The following is a 24400-nucleotide window of genomic DNA, read 5'->3' on the forward strand; positions in this document are numbered from 1 at the left end:
TAACATTCCATGATAATACAATGTAACATAATCCTATTTAAAACTGAGGAGGTTTTAATATGATTGATTATGTTAACTATATTTAAATATATTTTACTCACTTATTTTATTTAATGTATCACCTAATTGTTTTATAAATATCCCATATTCAGCCCACTTACCATTTTTTTGAGCTTCCAACGCCTTGTTATAAATTTCTTTAGCAATTTTTATATTTTCCAATGATTTTTCATCTAAATTTGATTTTTCTTTAGTTTGGGATATATTATTTTTGTCTGTATAATCAAATATTTGTTCAAGCGCTAACTCTATATTATCAGCTAAAACTATTTTATCACCATAAGACACTATAACCTTTTTCATCTCTGGTATGCTTTTCTCGCCTTTAGCTCTCAAATACATAGGCTCTACATAAATCAAAGAATTTTTAATTGGTATAATTAATGTTTCTCCAAATTGGACTTGTGAACCTTGTGTATTCCAAAGTGATAATTCTTTTGATATTATAGTGTCCTGATTCATCTTTTGTTTAAATAGTACAGGGCTATATACTGTTTGCTTCGGTGGGAATTTATATAAAACCATTTTCCCATAATTGTCCCCATCCATCCTTGCTGCCAATAACGATACCATGTTATCTCGCCCTTTAGTGTTGAAGTATTCAAGTAAGATCATTTCTTCTGTGCTTTCATTCGGTAGTTTCATTATTACATAAGAAGCTTTGTTTTTTTCATTTTTACCCTCAACCTTCTCTTTGTTAGTTGCTATAGACCACACATCATCTCCGTTATAAAATACTCCAGGATCAGTTATGTGGTATTTACCAAGTACATTACATTGTAAATTAAATAAGACTTCTGGATATCTAAGATGTTCTTTTATACCACTAGGAACTGTCTCTGAATGCTTAAATAGTTTTGTAAATATCTTTGAATAATTATTTGCTATAGGATCCTTTTTATCAACTATATAAAATTCAGGTATTCCATCTACTGCGTCAATGACAACTTTAATTGAATTCCTCATATAATTCACACCATTTTGTGGCTGTGAAAACGGATATCTATCGGAGGTTGTATATGCATCTATAATCCAGTATAATCTTCCTTCGTTAATTACAATGTATGGATCACTATCATATGTTAAAAATGGAGCAATTTTTTTTACTCTTTGAACTATATTTCTATCAATTAATATTTTACTATTAGAAGTTATATCGTTGGATAATAAAAACTGAGTACTTTTTTTATTTATTGCAAATAAAATTCTATTTGCGACGCTCATCTTTATTCCAGCCTTTCCATCATAGTTATTAATTTGGTTTTCTCCACCCTTAGGATAATCTAACTCTCCAATTTTTGTATTGACTATACTATAATCATTGGTACTTTCACCAAAATATATTCTAGGATTATCTGTTTTTATACTTGTTTTATTTTCTAAAGGTATATTATTAATCACAAAATCCGGCTGACCTTCACTTGTTACAGAGTTTACCTTACTCATAGCCACACCGTATCCATGAGTATAAACTAGATGTCTATTTTGCCAAGTATTTGAATTGTCTTTTAATGACTCTAACTCAATTTCTCTTGGTGCAATAAATACTTGATTGTATTTCCCATTTATATTATATCTATCAATATCTAAATCATTAAATCCATAATAAAACCTCATATATTGAAATTGATTATAAAATTCTAATGCTGGTTTAAAAGAGTTTATTTTTATATTATCAATAGTATCTTTATTAAAATTAATATCCTCTTTCGTTAAATCATTTTTTATTTCAAATGGAACTTCTCCTATGGTGGCTAAATTAAAAGCTTTTCTCGTATTGTCTATATTATATTGAATATATGGTTTTTCTAAAGTTTTTTCATTCGATTGAACTTGAAACTTTTGAACTAGATTTGCTGTTATATGTTCCCCAAAAATTAATGCAACAACCACAATAACAGATATAATCACAGGCTTTGTTTTATATTTTAGTATACTTATAAATGTAATTATGGCTGCAATTAAAGATACCACCGCTATTGTTTGGTAAAACCTTAAGGTTACATGTATATCTGTATATCCTGCTCCAAATACTATTCCTCTTGGCGAGTATACTAGATTCCAAGCTTTTACTAAGTATCCAAGAGCTACCAGCATAAATATTAGTGAAGACACTATGGAAAGCTGCCTTCCTGCAAATTTAGTTATTCCACTCTTAAAGTTTTTAAGTTTAGAAAATATATTTTCTTTATTGGAATGTAATATATGATCCTTAGCAGTTAATGTAATGTATATTACTATAGTAATAATTACTAATACTACTAGCAAAGTTATGAACATTCGATATAGTGATTCAATTAATGGAAGTTTGAATATAAAAAATGAAATATCTTTTTTAAATAATGGGTCTACAGTATTAAAACTTGTAGCATTCGCGAACTGCAGTATTGTATACCAATAGTTAGAAGCAAAGGTAATCGAAACTATAAAAGAGATTATAACATTTATAAATATAATAATTTTGCGTTTTAATCTTTCTTTATTTTTATTCACTTCAACAACCTTTTTCCATCTTAAAATACTACTTTTAAATGTTTTATAATACATCCATATTGCAATATAACTCACCATAAACACTGGTATCATTAACTTTAAAATTGATGTTAATTTAGTAAAATATACTGATAAATATCCTACTTCCTTAAACCACTGTATGTTTATAGCAAAATTAATTATGTTACCTAAGAAAGCTAAAAGTATTACTATTATTGCTATAATGATAGCTACGGTCTTTTTTCTTTTCGTAAAAAATCACCTCTTATCTAATTTTAGTAATTTAGCTAACTTTGAATATTTTGTTTCAATTGCACCAACTGGGCATAATTCCTGACAACAAAAACATCTAATACATTCATGCATATTCCATTTAGGATTTAATATGTCTCCTTTTAGTACCATCTCAATCGCCGCAGGCTTCTCTGGACATACCTCAGCACACCTTCCACACCCTATGCATTTTTCTTTAATTAGGGTTGGGTTTGGTGCTATCATTTCTCTTAGAAAATTAGTTACCCCTGGGTTTATAAAATAAAAGTTACCTCCCTTCCTACATAGTTTAAAATCTTTTGCTTTCATAGATTCTAAGTCTTCACCAAGTATGTTTATATCCTTTGAAAGTACTACTCCCCATTTGCTATCATATGCTTCTTTTAAAACAGGTGTATCCAAAGGATCATCGTAACCTATAAGTCTAACGGCAGTGGAATCCACAGCTGTTAAGCTCTGTCCCATAATTAAAGTATTCATTTTATATGGCTGTCCACTTTTAGGTCCATTACCTTCCATAGCAATTATACCGTCTAAAATAGCAAAATTAGTCCCAACGGCCGTATTCAAATCCAAAAGCATCTTGCAAAAATTATTTGCATCAGGCATTCTTGTATGCCAAGTTGCTTTTTGCGCTCCTGGTATACAACCAAATTGATTTTTTACAGCTCCTGTATAATAGGCCATAGCATGTGTTTTAAGTTTTGGCAGTGATATAACAACGTCTGCCTCATAAGCAGCTTTAGAGATATTCCAAGATTTACATAAAACAGAATTATCTAATTTAATATGTACTGACTCTTTAAAATCCTCAAAAGTAACTCCGTATTTATCAGCAACCTCCATAAGACCAGATTTTTCTGCTGCTTTTCTTGAATCTCCGAAGCCAGGCGAATCACCAAAGCTAATGTAACTAGAATATTCCCTAATAACTCTAATTACTGCTTCAAAAACAGCATAATGAGTTACTACTGGCGATCCTTTACTCTCAACACTTAACATATTAGGCTTTAAAAGTACTTTACTGTTTTTTGGTATTAATTGTTTCAAAAATTGGTGTCCACCCAATAATTCAAATCCCTCTCGCAACTTTTTTTCTACTAAATCGACATCATATTCCGTACATTTTAAAAGTGCAACATTTTCCATAATACTTTCTCCTTTAATAATTAAATTACTCACAAATTAAGTAATTCTTATTTTTTAATTCTTTTATAATACACTCTATAATCTCTTCATTATCCGCTTTTATAGTATGTAAGTGTATTCCTTTAGTTAACGAGGATAATGGCTTGGCACTAAATTCTTTAAACTTTCTTGTGAATTTCTCAATATCCATAATTGTCTTTATCATGAGCATTGCTCTTATTTCACCGTATAAAGAGTGTTCTACTGTTACATCCTCTACTATACCCCCAAATTTTACAATGCATTCAAGCTCATTATATATATCGTCTCTTGTGTGTGAAACTGCAATTACCCGCCTTACATAATTACTTTCTTCTTTAGGTATTAAATAACCTTCTGAAGTCGCAATTATATTTACACCTTCTGCCCTTATAATTGCAATATCTTTTACTATAACTTGTCTTGTAACCCCTAGTTTCTCTGCTAAAAAGTTACCTTTACATGTAATATTGTCTTTAAATAATTTGTTTTTAATATATCCTCTTCTTTCCTTTGAATCCATTCTTTCCTCCCAATATTTGTATTTAATTATATTCTATCACTCTTTATGTATTATTAGAAATACTTTATAACATATAAATGATTTTAAATTAAAAGCATCCTTTTTTATAAGTATATTTATCTAATATATACTTTTACTGTGATAAATCAAAAAAAGAAACTATATATTAGTTTCTTAATTTCTATCATCACATTCTTTTAATAAATCTAATTCTATATCACCTGTTATATTATTATTATGATGATTTTTCACTAAAAATAAAATTCTATCGTTGTAACCATACTTCCTTAATAAACTATATCCTATATATCCATGATTATAATAAATATTAACATTTTTATTTTTCTTATATGTTCTAATTTTTCCATTTGTCACCTTGTTAATTATAACCATTATAGCTTTATCTATTGGATTCATACTATTATATATTTTACCTATATCATGAAGCAATGCAACCTTTATCAAATCATTTGATTCTAACTTTCTTTGATTACAAGTTAATTTTACATCCCTAGCTACATTTATACAGTGTTTTTGCTCATAAGTAGGTAATTGGTTTAATAATTGTAATTCATAAGTTTCTAAATGCATTTTAAGAAACTCTAAATCTTCATCATTAATCTTCGAAACCATTGACCTGTAAAACTGCTTTACTCTATATAGTGACATCATAAAGTTCCTTTCATATTTCATATTATTGCTTTTATATTGTAATACATCTTACCTAATAAATCTATAATTAAATCATTTCCTTTTGAAATGTCGTTAAGGACTAATTTTTAACGAAATAAAAAACAGCCCATATTTGGACTGTTTTTTGGTGGAGATAAAGGGAATCGAACCCTTGACCCCCTGCGTGCAAGGCAGGTGCTCTCCCAGCTGAGCTATATCCCCACATATGGTGGACCTTCAGGGACTCGAACCCCGGACCGACCGGTTATGAGCCGGTAGCTCTAACCAGCTGAGCTAAAGATCCATGTATTGACCTGGCGACAACCTACTCTTCCACAAGGTCACCCCTGCAGTACCATCGGCGCATTGAAGCTTAACCTTCGTGTTCGGTATGGGAACGGGTGTTACCTTCATGCCATAATCACCAGATTTATAAGGCATTAACCTTACAATTAAAGTATACCAAGCTATTGTTAACTTGTCAATATACTTTATGAGATATTCTCTCAAAATTGCACAGTGAATTAATCTTCTTCCTTTGTCAGAAGCTTAGTTTCTTTCTTACGAAAGAAATGGTTCCTGCAGAAGAAGTATATCGCATTACTTTTAATTATATATTTAGGTCAAGCCCTCGACTTATTAGTATTAGTCAGCTGAACATGTTACCATGCTTACACCTCTAACCTATCAACCTGGTGGTCTTCCAGGAGTCTTACTAACATCGCACTTACGTGCGAGTTATGGGAAATCTCATCTCAGGGTGGGCTTCACGCTTAGATGCTTTCAGCGTTTATCCCTTCCAAACATAGCTACCCAGCGATGCCACTGGCGTGACAACTGGTGCACCAGAGGTTTGTCCATCCCGGTCCTCTCGTACTAAGGACAGCTCCCTTCAAATTTCCTACGCCCGCGACGGATAGGGACCGAACTGTCTCACGACGTTCTGAACCCAGCTCGCGTGCCGCTTTAATGGGCGAACAGCCCAACCCTTGGGACCTACTTCAGCCCCAGGATGCGACGAGCCGACATCGAGGTGCCAAACCTCCCCGTCGATGTGGACTCTTGGGGGAGATCAGCCTGTTATCCCCGAGGTAGCTTTTATCCGTTGAGCGATGGCCCTCCCACGAGGTACCACCGGATCACTAAGCCCGACTTTCGTCCCTGCTCCACTTGTAAGTGTCGCAGTCAGGCTCCCTTCTGCCTTTGCACTCTTCGCGCGATTTCCAACCGCGCTGAGGGAACCTTTGGGCGCCTCCGTTACTTTTTTGGAGGCGACCGCCCCAGTCAAACTGCCCACCTAACAATGTCCTGTGACCAGATTCATGGCCTCCAGTTAGAACCTCAGTACTGTCAGGGTGGTATCCCAAGGATGACTCCACACAGGCTGACGCCCATGTTTCTCAGTCTCCCACCTATCCTGTACAGACAATACCGAAATTCAATGCTAAGCTACAGTAAAGCTCTACGGGGTCTTTCCGTCCAATCGCGGGTAGCAAGCATCTTCACTTGCACTACAATTTCGCCGGATGTGTTGTTGAGACAGTGCCCAAATCATTACGCCATTCGTGCGGGTCGGAACTTACCCGACAAGGAATTTCGCTACCTTAGGACCGTTATAGTTACGGCCGCCGTTTACTGGGGCTTAAGTTCATACCTTCGCTTGCGCTAAGTAATCCCCTTAACCTTCCAGCACCGGGCAGGCGTCAGCCCCTATACATCAGCTTTCGCTTTAGCAGAGACCTGTGTTTTTGCTAAACAGTTGCTTGGGCCTATTCTCTGCGACCTACTTACGTAGGCACCCCTTCTCCCGAAGTTACGGGGTCAATTTGCCGAGTTCCTTAACAACAATTCTTCCGATGGTCTTAGGATTCTCTCCTCACCTACCTGTGTCGGTTTGCGGTACGGGCACCAATATCCTCGATAGAGACTTTTCTTGGCAGCGTGGAATCAGATACTTCAGGAATAAATTCCCTTCCCCATCACATCTCAGCGTTAAGAGCAAACGGATTTGCCTGTCTGCTCCGCCTAAATGCTTAGACACACATCCAATAGTGTGCACATCTTATCCTCCTGCGTCATCCCATTTCTAATAACGTCCATTGGTGGTATCGGAATATCAACCGATTGTCCATCACCTACGCCTTTCGGCCTCGGCTTAGGTCCCGACTAACCCTGAGAGGACGAGCCTTCCTCAGGAAACCTTAGGTTTTCGACCGTTAAGATTCTCACTTAACTCTCGCTACTCATGCCAACATTCTCACTTCTGTACCGTCCACCACTCCTTACGGTATGACTTCAGCCAGTACAGAAAGCTCCTCTACCGCGTACACAATTGTGTACACCCATAGCTTCGGTGGTAAGTTTTAGCCCCGGACATCTTCGGCGCAGGATCTCTTGACTAGTGAGCTATTACGCACTCTTTAAATGAGTGGCTGCTTCTGAGCCAACATCCTAGTTGTCTTAGAAATCCCACATCCTTTTCCACTTAACTTACACTTTGGGACCTTAGCTGATGGTCTGGGCTGTTTCCCTTTTGACTACGGATCTTATCATTCGCAGTCTGACTGCCGAAATAAAAGTATATGGCATTCGGAGTTTGATAGGGTTCAGTAACTGTTGTCAGCCCCTAGCCCATTCAGTGCTCTACCTCCATTACTCAATTAATCGACGCTAGCCCTAAAGCTATTTCGAGGAGAACCAGCTATCTCCGAGTTCGATTGGAATTTCTCCGCTATCCACAGCTCATCCCATGGTTTTTCAACACCAACGTGGTTCGGACCTCCACGGAATTTTACTTCCGCTTCATCCTGGCCATGGATAGGTCACCCGGTTTCGGGTCTACGACATGCAACTATGCGCCCTATTCAGACTTGGTTTCCCTTCGGCTCCGTACCTTAAGTACTTAACCTTGCTACATATCGTAACTCGTTGGCTCGTTCTACAAAAAGCACGCCGTCACACATATAAAGTGCTTCGACCGGTTGTAGGCACACGGTTTCAGGTTCTATTTCACTCCCCTTCCGGGGTTCTTTTCACCTTTCCCTCACGGTACTTCTTCACTATCGGTCACTAGGTAGTATTTAGCCTTGGGAGGTGGTCCTCCCAGCTTCCCACAAGGTTTCACGTGTCTCGTGGTACTCTGGATTAGATCTGACTGTTTTTCCTTTTCATTTACAGGCCTATTACCTTCTGCGGAGCAGCTTTCCAGCTATCTTCAATTAAGGAATTGCAGTATTTATGATCTATCCTCAACCCCCAGATCAAAGACCTGGGTTTGGGCTCTTTCCCTTTCGCTCGCCGCTACTTAGGAAATCGATGTTTCTTTCTCTTCCTCCGGGTACTTAGATGTTTCAGTTCCCCGGGTCTACCTCTGCATACCTATTTATTCAGTATGCAGTACATAGTTGTTACTATGTGGGTTCCCCCATTCGGAAATCTTTGGATCACAGGCTATTTGCGCCTACCCAAAGCTTATCGCAGCTTAACGCGTCCTTCTTCGGCTCCTAGTGCCAAGGCATTCGCCATGCGCCCTTTGTAGCTTGACCTTGATTCTGTCTATTTACATAGACGGTTATATTAATTTTGCGAAATTGTATTAAATTAATTTATAAACTACTTGCGTAGTTTTAATTTTTTTAAAACAACTTTTTTCACTGTGCAATTTTCAAAGAACATTTTAAGAAAAACTATTCATTATCTAACTCCTAAGAGTTAGATAAAATTAGTCTCTCAAAATTAAACAGAGAACTAGGTACGATTAATTACAATAGATATTTTTGAAGAACAAATTAATATTCTTCTATTGCATCGACCGAAGTCAATACATCTACTCCCTAGAAAGGAGGTGATCCAGCCGCAGGTTCTCCTACGGCTACCTTGTTACGACTTCACCCCAATCATCAATCCCACCTTCGGCCGCTGGCTCCTTACGGTTACCTCACGGACTTCGGGTGTTACCAACTCTCATGGTGTGACGGGCGGTGTGTACAAGGCCCGGGAACGTATTCACCGCGACATGCTGATTCGCGATTACTAGCAACTCCGGCTTCATGTAGGCGAGTTGCAGCCTACAATCCGAACTGGGATGAGTTTTTGAGTTTGGCTCCACCTTGCGGTCTTGCATCTCTTTGTACTCACCATTGTAGCACGTGTGTAGCCCTAGACATAAGGGGCATGATGATTTGACGTCATCCCCACCTTCCTCCCGGTTAACCCGGGCAGTCTCACTAGAGTGCTCAACTTAATGGTAGCAACTAATGATAAGGGTTGCGCTCGTTGCGGGACTTAACCCAACATCTCACGACACGAGCTGACGACAACCATGCACCACCTGTCACCCTGTCCCGAAGGACTTCGCCCATCTCTGGGTTATGCAGGGGATGTCAAGTCTAGGTAAGGTTCTTCGCGTTGCTTCGAATTAAACCACATGCTCCGCTGCTTGTGCGGGCCCCCGTCAATTCCTTTGAGTTTTAATCTTGCGATCGTACTCCCCAGGCGGAATACTTAATGTGTTAACGGCGGCACCGAGGTTCGACCCCCGACACCTAGTATTCATCGTTTACGGCGTGGACTACCAGGGTATCTAATCCTGTTTGCTCCCCACGCTTTCATGCCTCAGCGTCAGTTACAGTCCAGTAAGTCGCCTTCGCCACTGGTGTTCTTCCTAATCTCTACGCATTTCACCGCTACACTAGGAATTCCACTTACCTCTCCTGCACTCTAGACACCCAGTTTCAAATGCAGCACCCAAGTTAAGCTCGGGTATTTCACATCTGACTTAAATGTCCGCCTACGCATCCTTTACGCCCAGTAAATCCGGACAACGCTTGCCACCTACGTATTACCGCGGCTGCTGGCACGTAGTTAGCCGTGGCTTCCTCCTCTGGTACCGTCATTATCGTCCCAGAAGACAGAACTTTACAACCCGAAGGCCTTCATCATTCACGCGGCGTTGCTGCGTCAGGGTTTCCCCCATTGCGCAATATTCCCCACTGCTGCCTCCCGTAGGAGTCTGGACCGTGTCTCAGTTCCAATGTGGCCGATCACCCTCTCAGGTCGGCTACGCATCGTCGCCTTGGTGAGCCGTTACCTCACCAACTAGCTAATGCGCCGCGGGTCCATCTCAAAGTGGAATTTTCCGAAGAAAAATCCTTTGATGTTTCGATCATGCGACCAAAACATATTATGCGGTATTAATCTCCCTTTCGGGAGGCTATTCCCCTCTTTGAGGCAGGTTACCCACGTGTTACTCACCCGTCCGCCGCTAATCCACCCCGAAAGGTTTCATCGCTCGACTTGCATGTGTTAGGCACGCCGCCAGCGTTCGTCCTGAGCCAGGATCAAACTCTCAATTTAAAAGTTTACACTTTTTTAGTTGAAATGATTAATCTGCGACAACTGTTAAGTTGTTACGCAAGCTCATTACATACTTTTAATCTTACGACTAAATTTCACTTTATACTAAAGTAATTAACTGGTTTAACGAAATATTATTTCGCTATCTTTACCTATTTCTCTGTTTAATTTTCAAAGACCAATTTATTTTGTCATCATGTGACGACTTCTACTATTTTACTATTTAATTTTAAAATTGTCAATATATTTTTCTATTTTTTCAAATATTATTTTGAGTTTAGAAAATTATTTGATCTTTAAAATTAAACTGCTATTGTTACTAATTCGTAACGACAAGGAATATTGTATCAAATCTATTTATTACTGTATTTACAATAGTTCTATTCCTACATAGATTATACTAATCCTTATATATATATCTTTGTTTTTCTCTGATTTACTGCTTGAGATACACTAGGTTAGTTATAATACATAACCACAGATTAAAAAAAGTACTTATTTGAAATAACTCCAAATAAGTACTTTAATATTTTAATATTCTATTTTATCATTTACTTCACTAGTTGTTTCTAATTCATGTTCCTCATTATCAGAAGTTTCTTTAATGTTCTCTTGAACAGAGTCAGCTTTTTCTTGTACAGAATTTGTTTCTTCTTGCAAAGAATTCTCATCTGTATTAATTTCATCACTACAATTTATTTTAGCTATAGCAACTATATTATCTCCTTCTCCATTCCTCATTAAAGTAACTCCCATGGTATTCCTACTTGTAGTTGATATTCCATCTACATTTAATCTTATAACAACACCATTACTGTTTATAAGTATCATTTCGTCTCCATCTTTTACTATTCTAGCCCCTACAAGTTTTCCTGTTTTATCTGACACCTTATAAGTTATTACGCCCTTACCACCTCTACGTTGGAGTGAGTATTCTGAAACCAAGGTTCTCTTTCCAAATCCATTTTCACTTATAACTAAAAGTTCTTCTTCAGGCTTAACTATATTCATAGACACTACAATATCGCCTTGTCTTAAAGTTAAAGACTTAACTCCAGTTGCAGTTCTTCCCATACCTCTTACATCTTTTTCACTAAATCTTATAGAATAACCATTTCTTGTAACAAACAGCATTTCGCTATCTCCAGTAGTTATTGCAGCTCCAATTAGTTCATCATCTTCTCTTAAATTTATTGCATTTAAACCATTCTTTCTTATAGCAGCATATTTATCAAGTGATGTTTTCTTAATTAAGCCATGTTTTGTTCCCATTACAAGATAATTATCCTCTAAGAATTCCTTAAGACATATAACTGCTTGAATCTTTTCATCGCTATCTAAAGGTATAATATTTATCAAGTTTGTTCCCTTAGCTGTTCTTCCACCTTCTGGAATCTCATATGCTTTTAATTTAAATGATTTTCCTTTGTTTGTGAAGAATAAAATATTATTATGAGTGGTAGTTGTAAAAATATGTTCCACAAAATCATCTTCTTTTGTAGTAACACCTTGTATCCCCCTACCCCCTCTTTTTTGAGCACTATAAGTATCAGCTGGAAGCCTCTTTATATACCCTGCATGAGTTAGCGTTATTACAATATCTTGCTCTTGAATTAAATCTTCCTCATCTATACTGTATGGGTTTTTTTCTATTGACGATCTTCTAGTATCACCATATTTATTTCTAACTTCTATAAGTTCGTCTTTAATTATGTTCAATAATACTATCTCATCTGCTAAGATTCCTTTTAAATAATTAACTGTCTTCATTATTTCGTTATACTCAGCTTCTATTTTATCTCTTTCAAGACCTGTAAGTCTCCCAAGTCTCATTTCAACAATAGCAGTTGCTTGTTTTTCTGATAAATCAAAAGCATTAATTAAACTTTCTTTAGCTTCACTAATATTTTTAGATGATCTTATTAAACGAATTACTTCATCAATATGGTCTAGCGCAATTTTCATACCTTCTAAAATATGAGCTCTAGCTAATGCTTTATCAAGATCAAATTGAGTCCTTCTTCTTATTACATCTTTTTGATGGTCTAAATAATGAACTAAAACTTGTTTTAAATTTAAAGTTTGAGGCTCACCATTTACAAGTGCTATCATTATAACCCCAAAAGTATCTTGCATCCTCGTATGTTTAAATAGCCTATTTAATACTATATTAGGGTTTGCATCTCTTTTTAGTTCTATAACAATTCTCATACCTTCTCTATCTGATTCATCTCTTAAATCTGATATTCCATCTATCTTCTTATCTTTTACTAAATCTGCAATACCTTCTATAAGTTTTGCTTTATTAACTTGATAAGGTAATTCTGTTACTATTATCGTATTTCTGCCTTTGTTCTCTTCAATATCAGTTTTAGCCCTTACGAGGATTCTTCCTCTTCCTGTTTCATAGGCACTTTTTATTCCTGCTCTTCCTAGGATAATTCCTCCCGTAGGAAAATCTGGACCTTTTATTTTTGTCATTAATTCACTTATAGCAACTTCTGGTTCATCAATAACCATAAGTACTCCGTCTATAACTTCTATTAGGTTATGTGGAGGTATATTGGTTGCCATCCCTACAGCAATTCCTGTTGATCCATTAACTAAAAGATTAGGAAATCTTGATGGTAGCACTGATGGTTCCTTTTCTTCTCCATCAAAATTAGGAATGAAATCTACTGTCTCTTTATTAATATCTCTAAGCATTTGCGTTGTAATTTTGCTCATTTTAGCTTCTGTATATCTCATTGCCGCCGCTGAATCACCGTCTACAGACCCAAAATTTCCATGCCCATCTACCAACGTACATCTTTGTGAAAAATCTTGAGCCATTCTAACTAATGCACCATACACTGCAGTATCCCCATGTGGGTGATATTTACCTAAAACATCCCCTACAATTCTGGCACATTTTCTGTATCCTTTCTCTGGTGTTAATCCTAATTCATGCATAGAGAATAATATTCTTCTATGGACAGGTTTAAGCCCATCTCGTACATCTGGAAGCGCACGGCTTACAATAACACTCATAGCGTAATCTATATAAGATTTTTTCATTTCACGTCTTATATCAATAGGTAAAATTTTTCCCTGATTATTAATCATGTTACACCTCTTTAAACAAAATATTTTAATGCCACTCTAGAAAGCAATTTCATCATACTCCATGGGTGACGGTAATTACCTTAATGGATTAACCTTCGTAGTAGTAGATTGATCTGCTTGAATGCATTATCAAGCTATATATCTAAGTTAAGCACACCTTTAGCATTTTCTTGTATAAACTCTCTACGAGGTTCTACTTTATCGCCCATAAGAATAGTGAATATTTCATCCGCTGCCATTGCATCCTCAACCTGTACCTGAAGGAGTATACGCTCTTCAGGGTTCATTGTCGTATCCCAAAGTTGGTGTGCATCCATTTCCCCAAGACCTTTGTATCTTTGTATATCGGTGTTATTATCTTTTCCGCCTATTTCTAAAAGCAAAGCTTTTAATTCCTTGTCAGTATATACATAATGCTCTTTTTTGGCTTTAGAAACTTTATATAGTGGAGGTTGAGCTACATATACGTGTCCTTGCTCTACTAATTCTTTCATGTATCTATAGAAAAATGTTAGTAATAAAGTTCTAATATGTGCTCCATCTACGTCCGCATCTGTCATAATAATAATACGATCGTACCTTATTTTTTTTACATCAAAATCCTTTCCTATACCAGCACCAAAAGCGGTTATCATAGCCCTAATCTCTAGAGATGCGAGCATTTTATCAATTCTTTGCTTTTCAACATTCATTATTTTTCCTTTAAGAGGAAGTATAGCTTGGAATCTTCTGTCTCTACCCTGTTTTGCTGAACCACCCGCTGAATCACCCTCCACCAGATATATCTCACATTCCATAGGATCTTTTGAAGCACAATCTGATAATTTACCTGGAAGTGTAGTACTTTCTAGTACAGACTTTCGTCTTGTAAATTCTCTTGCTTTTTTTGCTGCTTCGCGAGCTCTTGCTGCATTTAATGCTTTATCAATTATGTTTTTACCTAGTTGTGGATCTTCCTCTAGAACATTACTGATAGACTCACCAACTATACTATCAACTATGCCCCTTACTTCACTATTACCAAGTTTAGTTTTTGTTTGCCCTTCAAATTGAGGATCAGTAAGCTTTATAGATATTACTGCTGTAAGACCTTCCCTTACATCTTCACCTGATAGGTTTTTATCATTTTCCTTTAAAAACCCAAATTTTTTAGCATAATCATTTACTACTCTTGTTAATGCCGACTTAAAACCAACTAGGTGTGTTCCACCTTCCACAGTATCTATATTGTTAGCAAATGAAAATATATTTTCTGTATATGTATCGTTGTATTGTAATGCTATTTCAACAACATAATCATCCTTATTTCCTTCCATGTATATGGTTTCATGAATTGTTCCTTTATTTCTATTCAAATAATCTACAAAAGATTTTATTCCTCCCTCATACAAGAAATCTTGCTTTTTCTCTTCTCGTTCATCTTCAAGGGTTATTCTTAAACCTTTATTTAAAAAGGCCAACTCTCTAAGTCTTTGAGACAAAGTTTCAAAATCAAAATCAATTTCTTCAAAAATTTCTGGATCAGGGGTAAAGAACACTTTTGTTCCATGTTCCTGCGTTGTTCCTATATTTACAAGTGTACTAGTAGTTTTACCCTTTGAAAAAGTTTGTTTCCATATATCACCATCAACTTTAACCTCTACTTCACAAATCACAGACAATGCATTAACTACAGATGAACCAACACCATGAAGACCACCGGATACTTTATATGCTCCACCACCAAATTTACCACCTGCATGTAGTACAGTCATTATAACTTCTACAGTAGGTATTTTCATTTTATGATGCATTCCTACGGGCATACCACGACCGTCATCTATAACAGTTATAGAGTTGTCTTTGTGTATAATTACATTAATATTCTTACAAAAGCCTGCTAAGGCCTCGTCAATACTATTATCTACAATTTCATAAACTAAGTGATGAAGACCCCTAATGCTAGTGCTACCTATATACATACCAGGTCTTTTTCTTACTGCTTCTAATCCTTCAAGTACTTGTATTTGACTTTCGTCATAAATATTATTATTTTCCATGTATATCCTCCTAACTTACTCTAAAGCGCATAATATACAGTTTCTGTTCTTTTGCATAAAGTTGAAGATGATATTGGTGATATATATATTTTACTTTTTTTATCTACCTCTGCAATTACAAAAGATTTAGCAATATTTTTTGTTATCCGCTCTACAAAACCATCTTCTTCGGCCATTCTTAAAAATTGGATAGTGTCCGAGCTATACATAGTAGTTTCCATGTCAAATATACCTATAATGTCTTTTATAGGCACTACTACATTTTCCCCTAAATGTAAAAACATATAATATCCTCCTTGATAATACATTCTACTTTATTTGAATCTATGTCATTACTTTTACTTCGCCTGACATAACTTCAAATATCTTACTTCCTGAGTTTAAATATTTTCTTATATCATTAATCCCGTTGCATGTAATTAATGTTTGAACTTCTTTTATAGATTTTAATATATATTCTTGCCTTTTTGTATCTAATTCAGACAAAACATCATCAAGTAATAATACTGGGTATTCTCCAGTTAGTTCTTTTATTATCGCTAGAGCTCCAAACTTAATTGTTAAAACTGAAGTTCTCTGTTGACCTTGGGATCCAAATATTCTAGCATTGATACCATTAAGGTCTATGGAAAAATCATCCCTATGTGGGCCTATTGATGTAGTTTTAGTTTCTATATCTCTTTTCCTATTTTTACATAAAAGCAAGTAAAAATTTTCTCGTATATTATCTAACTCCTTAATAGGCGTTAGATATTTAATATCTATTACTTCACTTTTGGATGTTATATTGCTATGTATTGTTTTTGATATTTTGTTTAATTTCTCTATATAAGTTATTCTATCTTTTATTATAATTGCACCGAATTCACTAAGTTGCTTATCATATACATCTATAATATCACTATTTGTATTCCATTTTTTTATAGTCAAGTTTCTCTCATTCAAAACTTTTTTATATTGCGATAAACTATAGTAGTAACGACGGCTTAACTTACAAAGCTCTATATCTAAGAATTTTCTCCTGTATGATGCAGATTCTTTAACAATATTTAAATCTTCGGGTGAAAACATAATCACATTGAAACTTCCTACTAACTCGGAGAGTTTTTGAACTTTTATAGAATTTATATTAACTCCTTTTCTACCTTCTTTAAAAATCTTTATTTCTATTTTTTTATCTAATCTAGTTTTACACACATAAAGCTTTATATATGCTTCTGTGCCGTTCCAATTTATCAATTCCTTATCCCTATTGGTTCTGTGAGACTTAGCTAAACTACAATAATAAATAGCTTCCAAAATATTTGTTTTTCCTTGTGCATTATCCCCTACAAATACGTTAGTACCTTTATTTAATTCTATAAATAATTTATTATAATTCCTGAAATTTTCAAGTTGTAAATATTTTATATGCATACAATCACCTATTATGATTATAACATATATATATAAGTTTATTATTTTATATATATAAATAACTTCTTATAAATTTTATTATTATAGACATAAATTGTGCACCGGAGATTATTTTAAAATTTTCCGGTGCATTCATATAATTTAAATTATTTTATAAGTTTCGCTGTTAAACTCAATTATATCGCCTTTAGATAATTTCTTACCTCTTTGAGTTTCTATTTCTCCATTGACTTTAATATCCTCATTTTTGATATAAAATTTTGCTTCTGAACCTAAACAAGCTATCCCAGCCCATTTTAGAAAAGAATCTAATTTTATTATATCTGTTTCTATTTTTATTTCATTCATTTCAAAACCTTCTTTTCCAAATATTATTAAAAATATATTTTAAATTAATTATTAGCTCTTATTCTTACCGGCAATACCATATACGTACAATTATTTTTTTCTTTGTTTTTTACAACACAAGGATTAACTCCACTAGAAAACTCCATAATTATCTCTTCTTCTTCCATTATTTTTAGAAGTTCTATTAGGTATTTTGAGTTAAATGCAATTTGAAGAGACTCACCTTGCAAAATTATATTTATTTCTTCTCTGGCCTTTCCCAATTGAGAATTAGAAGTGATTATCATGTTATCTTCTTCTATGTTGAATTTAACTAAATTGGTATTTCCCTCTTTTGCCATAAGAGAAGCCCGTTCTATACAGCTTAATAATTCATGTCTTTTAGCTGTAATTTTTAGATTATATTCCTCAGGTATTATTGAGCTATATTTTATGAATTCACCTTCGAGTAACCTTGATATAACCTTCGTTTTTCCAATATTAAATAAAATATGATTTGGTGTGAATGTTATATTAACGTTCTCATCTGTTTCTTCTAGTATTTTTGATACTTCACTTAATGTCTTACCTGGAATTACAGCATTTATATTAAAATCGTTATCTACTGGTTCACTTCTAAATGCAACCCTATAACCATCTAAAGCTACAAGATTAAGGTTTTTATCTTTTATTTCAAATAAGACTCCTGTAAGAATTGGTCTAGTCTCATCTTGCGCAACTGCAAAAATAGTACCTTTCATCATGTTTTTTAATACTTTCTGAGAAATTGAAAAGATCATGTTCTCTATTATATTTGGTAAATTGGGATAATCATCACTATTCATATGTATTATAGTTGCATATGATTTTTGGCAAACGATTTTAATAGAGTTATTTTCATCTGTTGCTATCTCTATTGCACTATTGGGTAATTTTCTTATGATTTCACCAAAAAGCTTAGAATCTAAAACTACACTTCCATCTTCCATAACCTCTGCATTAATTTTGGCCTCAATGCTTAAATCAACATCAGATCCTATAAGAGTTACTTCTCCGTTCTTAGCAGTTATTAATATACCTTGTAATACGGGTAAAGTTGATTTTCCTGTAATAGCTTTTTGAACGTTTGAAATTGCTTCTTGTAATATACTTTTTTCACATATAAATTTCATATAATAAAGACCTCCTTATCCACATGGGAAATTTATTAAAGATAGGTAAGATAATAATAAATTATTAGTAGTAATAGTAGTAGGGGCTGTTGATATGTTAAGAACCTATCTTAGACTATAAGCTGCAACAATGCTAGGTAGAAATGATTGTGGATAAGTATGCAAAAAAAAATCACAGTTATCCACAATATCAACAGCTACGTTTTATGTATTATTTTATACACAGGATTATATATATATAGTATCAACACCTGTTAATATCGGGATTATACTATTTTTGACTTATTTTTTTAGTTAGTTCTGCTATGTTATCTTGTAAATTTTCATCTTCTTTAAGACCATTAGATATTTTCTCACATGCGTGGATTACAGTTGTATGATCCCTACCTCCAAATTCTTCACCTATTTTAGGGAGAGACATATCAGTAAGCTTTCTGCACAAATACATTGCGATTTGTCTAGGAAATGTTATGTTCCTAGTTCGCCTCGAAGATTTAAAATCCTCAATTTTTAAATTGAAATAGCTAGAAACTATATCTTGTATTAGCTCAATAGTTACTTGTTTTGAATTTCTACTAGAAATAATATCTTTAAGTGCTTCTGATGCCAAATCTATACCAATTTCTTTATTAGTTAGTGAAGAAAAAGCTACAATTCGAATAAGAGCGCCTTCTAGCTCTCTTATGTTAGATTTTATTTTAGTAGCAATATACACCAATACTTCGTTTGGAATATTTAAATTCTCTATATCTGCTTTTTTCTTCAAAATAGCTATTCTAGTTTCAAAATCCGGTGGTTGTATATCAGCTATAAGACCCCATTCAAATCTAGACCTCAATCTATCCTCTAGAGTAGGTATTTCTTTAGGTGGTCTATCACTAGATAAAATAATTTGCTTATTTGCTTCATGAAGATCATTAAATGTATGGAAGAACTCTTCTTGCGTACGTTCTTTACCTGCAATAAATTGAATATCATCAATTAGAAGTACGTCCACATTTCTGTACTTGTTTCTAAATTCTACGTTTTTGTCGTCTTTAATAGAATTGATAAGTTCGTTTGTAAACTTTTCAGAAGAAACGTAAACAACCTTAGACTTTGGGTTGTTTGCTAATATATAATGACCAATAGCATGCATTAAATGCGTTTTTCCAAGACCAACCCCTCCATAAATAAATAGTGGATTATAAGCTTTCGCAGGGGATTCAGCTACAGCAAGTGATGCAGCGTGAGCAAATCGATTACTATTGCCAATTACATAAGAATCAAAGGTATATTTTGGGTTTAGTGTTGCAGACATTTCATCATTAAATATTATATTATTCCTATTAGCTTCTCGTTTCGCTTTAGGTGTTTCAATTTCGGCTACGTCCTCAGATAATATAAAGAATTCTATTTTATATGTTTTAGAAGTAATCAATTTAACAGCATTCATTATTAAATCCTTATATCTATTTTCAAGAATGTCTTTGGTAAAATTATTAGGAACACCTAATTTAAAAGTATTATTATCTAAGGCCATAGGTTCTATACTTTTAATCCAAGTATTAAAACTCACCTCTGTAAGTTCACCTTTTATTATACTTAAAGTTTTTTCCCAGATATCTTTAATTTGGGTGCTCATTTCCTACCCTCCAGTTCAAATAAAAAAATTTTATGTAAAAACAAACAATATATAAACAACATTATAAACAAAGTTATAAGCAATAAATTAATACATTGTAGGTTGTTGATAAATAGCATTAAAAATATACACATGTTAATAACTATGCTTATATTTTTAACAGGACTTAAATTGTTAACAATACAAAAAAAAACTATTAACATATTAAATTAAGAAATAAATCTGCTTATATAGCTAAGCAAAAGAAGTTTAATACAATATTGTAGTAGTTATTAACAGTTTTGTCCACAAGTTGTGAATAACTTTATCAATAAACAGGTTATTCACAGTTCTTTCTTATATAATATCAAAAAATAACAAGGTGTTCAAGAAGTTATCCACAAAAAAACATATAAATATAAAAAATATTAACAATAGTAATAAAAATGCTTATCTTGACATTAAGATGATGTGACTATATAATCTAATAGTAAAACTGTAAAAATGCGATTGTAAGATGATTGCTATAATGTATGGTTTAAAGAAGGAGGTGTAGTAGATATGTTCATGACTTACCAACCTAAGAAAAGACAAAGAAAAAAAGAACACGGATTTAGAAAGAGAATGAAAACCGCTTCTGGCAGAAACATTCTTCAAAAAAGAAGACAAAAAGGTAGAAAAAAATTGACAGCATAAAGGCCGCTAATGTGGCCTTTTTCTGCAATTTGCGGAAAAGAGGGCGGCTAATATTAATATTAATGTTAAGAAATATAGAATTAGAAAGAATACTGAATTTAGAACAGTATATAGAAGAGGAAAATCTTTTTCTAACCAATTATTAGTATTATATATTTATAGAAATGGTAAAGATATTAATAGATGTGGAATATCCGTTAGTAAAAAGGTAGGAAACAGTGTAATTCGCGGTAGAGTTAAAAGATTAATAAGCGAAAACTATAGGCTTAATAATGTAGGATTAAAAACAGGATATGATTTAGTGTTTATTGCAAGGAACCCTTCTAACTCTAAAAATTATAAAGAAATAGAGAGTGCTTTGACTAAACTACTTAAGAAAGCTGGTTTAATTAATAATGAAAAAAATACTTATACTGGGAATTAAATGTTATAGAAAATATATATCACCGTTTAAGAGGCCTTGTTGTATATTTTACCCTACATGTTCTCAGTATACTTTAGAAGCTATTGAAAAACACGGAGCAATAAAAGGATCTATTATGGGAATAAAGAGAATACTTAGATGTCATCCTTATAATAAGGGCGGCTTTGATCCAGTTAAATAACCACTTGGGAGGTTTTGTATTTGAAATTACAGTTTTTAAGTGATCCACTTTCAAAGTTCTTTTTCTTGATACATAATGGAGTGAATACGCTTATACCAAATAATGATATATCATTTGGATTAACAATAATTATATTTACAGTTATAATAAGAGTAATATTATTGCCATTAAGTATTAAACAAACTAAATCAACTGCTAAAATGGGTGCAATTCAGCCAGAAATGAAGAAAGTTCAAGAAAAATATAAAAAAGATCCACAAAAATCTCAGCAAGAAGTAATGAAGCTATATAAAGAAAATGGAGTAAATCCAATGGGTGGATGTTTACCAATGCTTGTTCAAATGCCTATTTTATTTGCTTTGTTTTATGTGTTTAACAACTTAGATATGCAGGGTGCTGGGTTCTTATGGATGAATGATTTAACAAAACCTGACCCTCTATATATATTACCAATATTGTCTACCGTTACAACATACTTTTCATCAAAACTTATGCAACCACCAGGAGACGCTGCTAAATCTAAACAGACTTCAACAATGAATACAGCAATGGCTATTTTTATGGGATTTATGAGTCTTAAATTTAAAGGTGCATTAGTATTATATTGGGTAATAAATAACTTATTACAAGTTGTTCAAACTTTAGTTATAAATAAAATGGAACTTCCAAAAAAAGAAAGTTAACGACTTTTAAAATGATAGCCTCCCAATTTTATAGGTGGGAGTCTAAATTTCCTTCTGAAGTCGTTAATGTTACAGCATCGAAGATGATGATTTAACACAAGTGCCTAATTTTGATATTTAGAAAGGCGGGTGAAGTGTGGTATGAATAATATAGAAATTATGGGTAAAAATGTAGAAGATGCAATTAATAATGCATTGATGCAGTTAAAAGTTACAAGAGATAAAGTAAAAGTGGAAACACTTGATGAAGGTAGCAAAGGGTTTTTAAATATCATAGGGGTAAAACCTGCTAAAATAAGAGTTACAGTTAAAAGAGATAGTTTAAATGAAGCTAAAACTTTTTTAATGGAAGTATTGCAGTCTATGAGTATGAAAGCTGAAGTAAACCTTAAATATGAAAACAATGAAATAAAGATTGAATTAATCGGACCTAATATGGGACTATTAATAGGATATAGAGGCGAGACTTTAGATTCACTTCAATATCTTATAAGTTTAGTTGTAAACAAAAATCATGATGAAGAGTATAAAAGAGTAACATTAGATACTGAAAATTATAGAGCAAAAAGAGAAGAAACTTTAAAAAGACTTGCATCAAAAATTGCCTATAAGGTAAGGATTAGTGGTAGAATATTAAAACTTGAGCCTATGAATCCTTATGAGAGAAGAATAATACACTCTACACTTCAAAATGATTCATATATTTATACTTATAGTGAAGGTGAAGAGCCCTATAGAAGAGTTGTAGTTGATTTGAAGAAAGCCTAAGGGCTTTTTTTTTAAATTTATGAAACTAAGTTTAATATTAATTATAAAATTAGGAGGTCATATTTAATGAAAGAATTTGATACTATAGCTGCAATAGCAACTAGTATAGGAGAAGGTGGTATATCTATAATTAGAGTATCTGGTGATATGTCGATAGATATAGTCAATAGTATATTTATAGGCAAAAATAATAGAAAACTTCATGATTTAAAATCTTATACTATGAGATATGGACATATTATTGATAAAAATGGTAGTAGACTTGATGAAGTTATTATTTCCTATATGAAAGGCCCTAAAAGCTTTACTGCAGAAGACACTATTGAGATAAATTGTCATGGTGGAGTAGTTGGAACTAATAGAATTTTACAAGAGGTTATTCTTGCTGGAGCAAGAATGGCAGAACCTGGTGAATTTACTAAAAGAGCATTTCTGAATGGTAGAATTGACTTAAGCCAGGCAGAGGCAGTTATAGATATAATAAGAGCAAAGACAGATCTAAGTATGAAGTCAGCTCTTATGCAATCAGAAGGTTCAATTTCCAGGGAAATAAAAAATATAAGAAATAAATTACTTAGTGTAATTGCAAGTATAGAGGTTACAGTTGATTACCCTGAAGAGGATATTGAAGAAGTAACTGCAGAAAAAGTTAATGAAGATGTTATTGATATAATTAGTGAGATAGATACACTTTTAAGTACGGCTGATGAAGGGAAAATTCTAAGAGAAGGCCTAAGCACTGTTATAGTTGGGAAGCCAAATGTAGGGAAATCATCACTTCTTAATGCCCTTGTTAAAGAAAAAAGAGCTATTGTTACAGATGTACCCGGTACTACAAGGGATGCAATAGAAGAGTATATAAACATTGAAGGTATACCAGTTAAAATAGTAGATACTGCAGGAATTCGCGAAACTGAAGATATAGTTGAGAAAATTGGAGTAGAAAAATCAAAGGAAAAAATTGATGAGGCGGATTTAGTTATCTTAATATTAGATTCAAGTAAGAAATTAAGTCATGAAGATAGAGAAATTATTAAATATATTAAAAACAAAAAATACATTGTACTATTAAACAAAAGCGATTTAGGTGGTAAAATAGAGATAGAAGAATTACAAAGTCTAAAATCAAAGTACATAACTAATGTTTCAGTAAAAACAGGTGAAGGATTAAATCATGTTAAAGAATATATAAAAGATTTATTCTTTAAGGGTGAGATTAAAACTGAAGGAATATTTGTTACAAATAATAGACATAAGGAATCTTTAATAAGAGCAAAGGAAAACTTAGAATCTTCATTAAATGCACTAGAATATACATTAGCTATAGATTTAGCATCAATTGATATACGAAATGCATGGATAAGTTTAGGTGAGATTACAGGAGAGATTTTAGAAGAAGATATTATACATAAGATATTCTCAGAATTTTGTTTAGGAAAGTAG

Annotated in this window: 17 protein-coding genes, 2 tRNA genes and 3 rRNA genes; 6 read left to right on the top strand and 16 right to left on the bottom strand. The window is 33.6% G+C overall.

The window, feature by feature from the left end; all coding sequences use genetic code 11:
- Positions 1–93 precede the first annotated feature (93 nt).
- From ACWJKE_RS12875 to dnaA, 16 genes are all read right to left on the bottom strand, one after another.
- Positions 94–2781, bottom strand: coding sequence for a UPF0182 family protein (locus ACWJKE_RS12875; RefSeq protein WP_462954344.1), 2688 nt, complete (start codon positions 2779–2781; stop codon positions 94–96).
- A gap of 30 nt (positions 2782–2811) precedes the next feature.
- Positions 2812–3975, bottom strand: a complete 1164-nt coding sequence (locus tag ACWJKE_RS12880) for a DUF362 domain-containing protein (protein WP_462958861.1) — start codon at positions 3973–3975, stop codon at positions 2812–2814.
- 25 nt (positions 3976–4000) lie between these two features.
- The gene (locus ACWJKE_RS12885; RefSeq protein ID WP_216304407.1) at positions 4001–4516 is read right to left on the bottom strand and encodes a transcription repressor NadR; all 516 of its coding nucleotides are present in this window, start codon (positions 4514–4516) and stop codon (positions 4001–4003) included.
- Between the two features lie 174 nt (positions 4517–4690).
- Positions 4691–5209: an HDIG domain-containing metalloprotein gene (locus tag ACWJKE_RS12890; protein WP_462958862.1), complete on the bottom strand. Its 519-nt coding sequence runs from the start codon at positions 5207–5209 to the stop codon at positions 4691–4693.
- Between the two features lie 125 nt (positions 5210–5334).
- Positions 5335–5410, bottom strand: a tRNA-Ala gene (locus tag ACWJKE_RS12895).
- A 5-nt stretch (positions 5411–5415) separates the two neighbouring features.
- Positions 5416–5492 (bottom strand) — tRNA-Ile (locus ACWJKE_RS12900).
- Between the two features lie 8 nt (positions 5493–5500).
- Positions 5501–5617 (bottom strand): 5S ribosomal RNA (gene rrf / locus ACWJKE_RS12905).
- A 190-nt stretch (positions 5618–5807) separates the two neighbouring features.
- Positions 5808–8733 (bottom strand): 23S ribosomal RNA (locus ACWJKE_RS12910).
- Positions 8734–9025: 292 nt separating this feature from the next.
- A 16S ribosomal RNA gene (locus ACWJKE_RS12915) occupies positions 9026–10543 on the bottom strand.
- The 16S, 23S and 5S rRNA genes sit together here with 2 tRNA genes alongside, the layout of an rRNA operon.
- A gap of 531 nt (positions 10544–11074) precedes the next feature.
- The gene (gyrA, locus tag ACWJKE_RS12920; protein ID WP_304518724.1) at positions 11075–13645 is read right to left on the bottom strand and encodes a DNA gyrase subunit A; all 2571 of its coding nucleotides are present in this window, start codon (positions 13643–13645) and stop codon (positions 11075–11077) included.
- Positions 13646–13782: 137 nt separating this feature from the next.
- Complete coding sequence (gene gyrB / locus ACWJKE_RS12925; RefSeq protein ID WP_216302188.1) at positions 13783–15687, bottom strand: DNA topoisomerase (ATP-hydrolyzing) subunit B; 1905 nt, start codon at positions 15685–15687, stop codon at positions 13783–13785.
- Between the two features lie 20 nt (positions 15688–15707).
- Positions 15708–15971: an extracellular matrix regulator RemB gene (gene remB, locus ACWJKE_RS12930; protein ID WP_165411855.1), complete on the bottom strand. Its 264-nt coding sequence runs from the start codon at positions 15969–15971 to the stop codon at positions 15708–15710.
- Between the two features lie 40 nt (positions 15972–16011).
- Positions 16012–17103: a DNA replication/repair protein RecF gene (gene recF, locus ACWJKE_RS12935; protein WP_216302186.1), complete on the bottom strand. Its 1092-nt coding sequence runs from the start codon at positions 17101–17103 to the stop codon at positions 16012–16014.
- Between the two features lie 141 nt (positions 17104–17244).
- Entirely contained in the window at positions 17245–17451 is a 207-nt protein-coding gene (yaaA, locus tag ACWJKE_RS12940) for a S4 domain-containing protein YaaA (protein ID WP_165411853.1), read from the bottom strand.
- 44 nt (positions 17452–17495) lie between these two features.
- Positions 17496–18602 (bottom strand): DNA polymerase III subunit beta, encoded by a 1107-nt coding sequence (dnaN, locus tag ACWJKE_RS12945; protein ID WP_216302185.1) that lies wholly within the window; start codon positions 18600–18602, stop codon positions 17496–17498.
- Between the two features lie 271 nt (positions 18603–18873).
- Positions 18874–20226 carry a chromosomal replication initiator protein DnaA gene (gene dnaA / locus ACWJKE_RS12950; RefSeq protein ID WP_165411851.1) on the bottom strand — a complete coding sequence of 451 codons (1353 nt, stop codon included), beginning with the start codon at positions 20224–20226 and terminating at the stop codon, positions 18874–18876.
- Between the two features lie 540 nt (positions 20227–20766).
- On the opposite strand from dnaA, the gene rpmH reads away from it, so the two are divergent.
- From rpmH to mnmE, 6 genes are all read left to right on the top strand, one after another.
- Positions 20767–20901: a 50S ribosomal protein L34 gene (gene rpmH / locus ACWJKE_RS12955; RefSeq protein WP_165411850.1), complete on the top strand. Its 135-nt coding sequence runs from the start codon at positions 20767–20769 to the stop codon at positions 20899–20901.
- Between the two features lie 58 nt (positions 20902–20959).
- Complete coding sequence (rnpA, locus tag ACWJKE_RS12960; protein ID WP_165411863.1) at positions 20960–21325, top strand: ribonuclease P protein component; 366 nt, start codon at positions 20960–20962, stop codon at positions 21323–21325.
- Entirely contained in the window at positions 21297–21506 is a 210-nt protein-coding gene (gene yidD, locus ACWJKE_RS12965; protein WP_216302184.1) for a membrane protein insertion efficiency factor YidD, read from the top strand. The genes rnpA and yidD overlap by 29 nt, the downstream gene beginning before the upstream one ends.
- 20 nt (positions 21507–21526) lie before the next feature.
- Positions 21527–22189 carry a membrane protein insertase YidC gene (gene yidC, locus ACWJKE_RS12970; RefSeq protein WP_216302183.1) on the top strand — a complete coding sequence of 221 codons (663 nt, stop codon included), beginning with the start codon at positions 21527–21529 and terminating at the stop codon, positions 22187–22189.
- A 141-nt stretch (positions 22190–22330) separates the two neighbouring features.
- Positions 22331–22957 (top strand): RNA-binding cell elongation regulator Jag/EloR, encoded by a 627-nt coding sequence (gene jag / locus ACWJKE_RS12975; RefSeq protein WP_165411847.1) that lies wholly within the window; start codon positions 22331–22333, stop codon positions 22955–22957.
- 66 nt (positions 22958–23023) lie between these two features.
- Entirely contained in the window at positions 23024–24400 is a 1377-nt protein-coding gene (gene mnmE / locus ACWJKE_RS12980; RefSeq protein WP_220286212.1) for a tRNA uridine-5-carboxymethylaminomethyl(34) synthesis GTPase MnmE, read from the top strand.

The organism is Clostridium sp. CM036 (genome assembly GCF_055081135.1).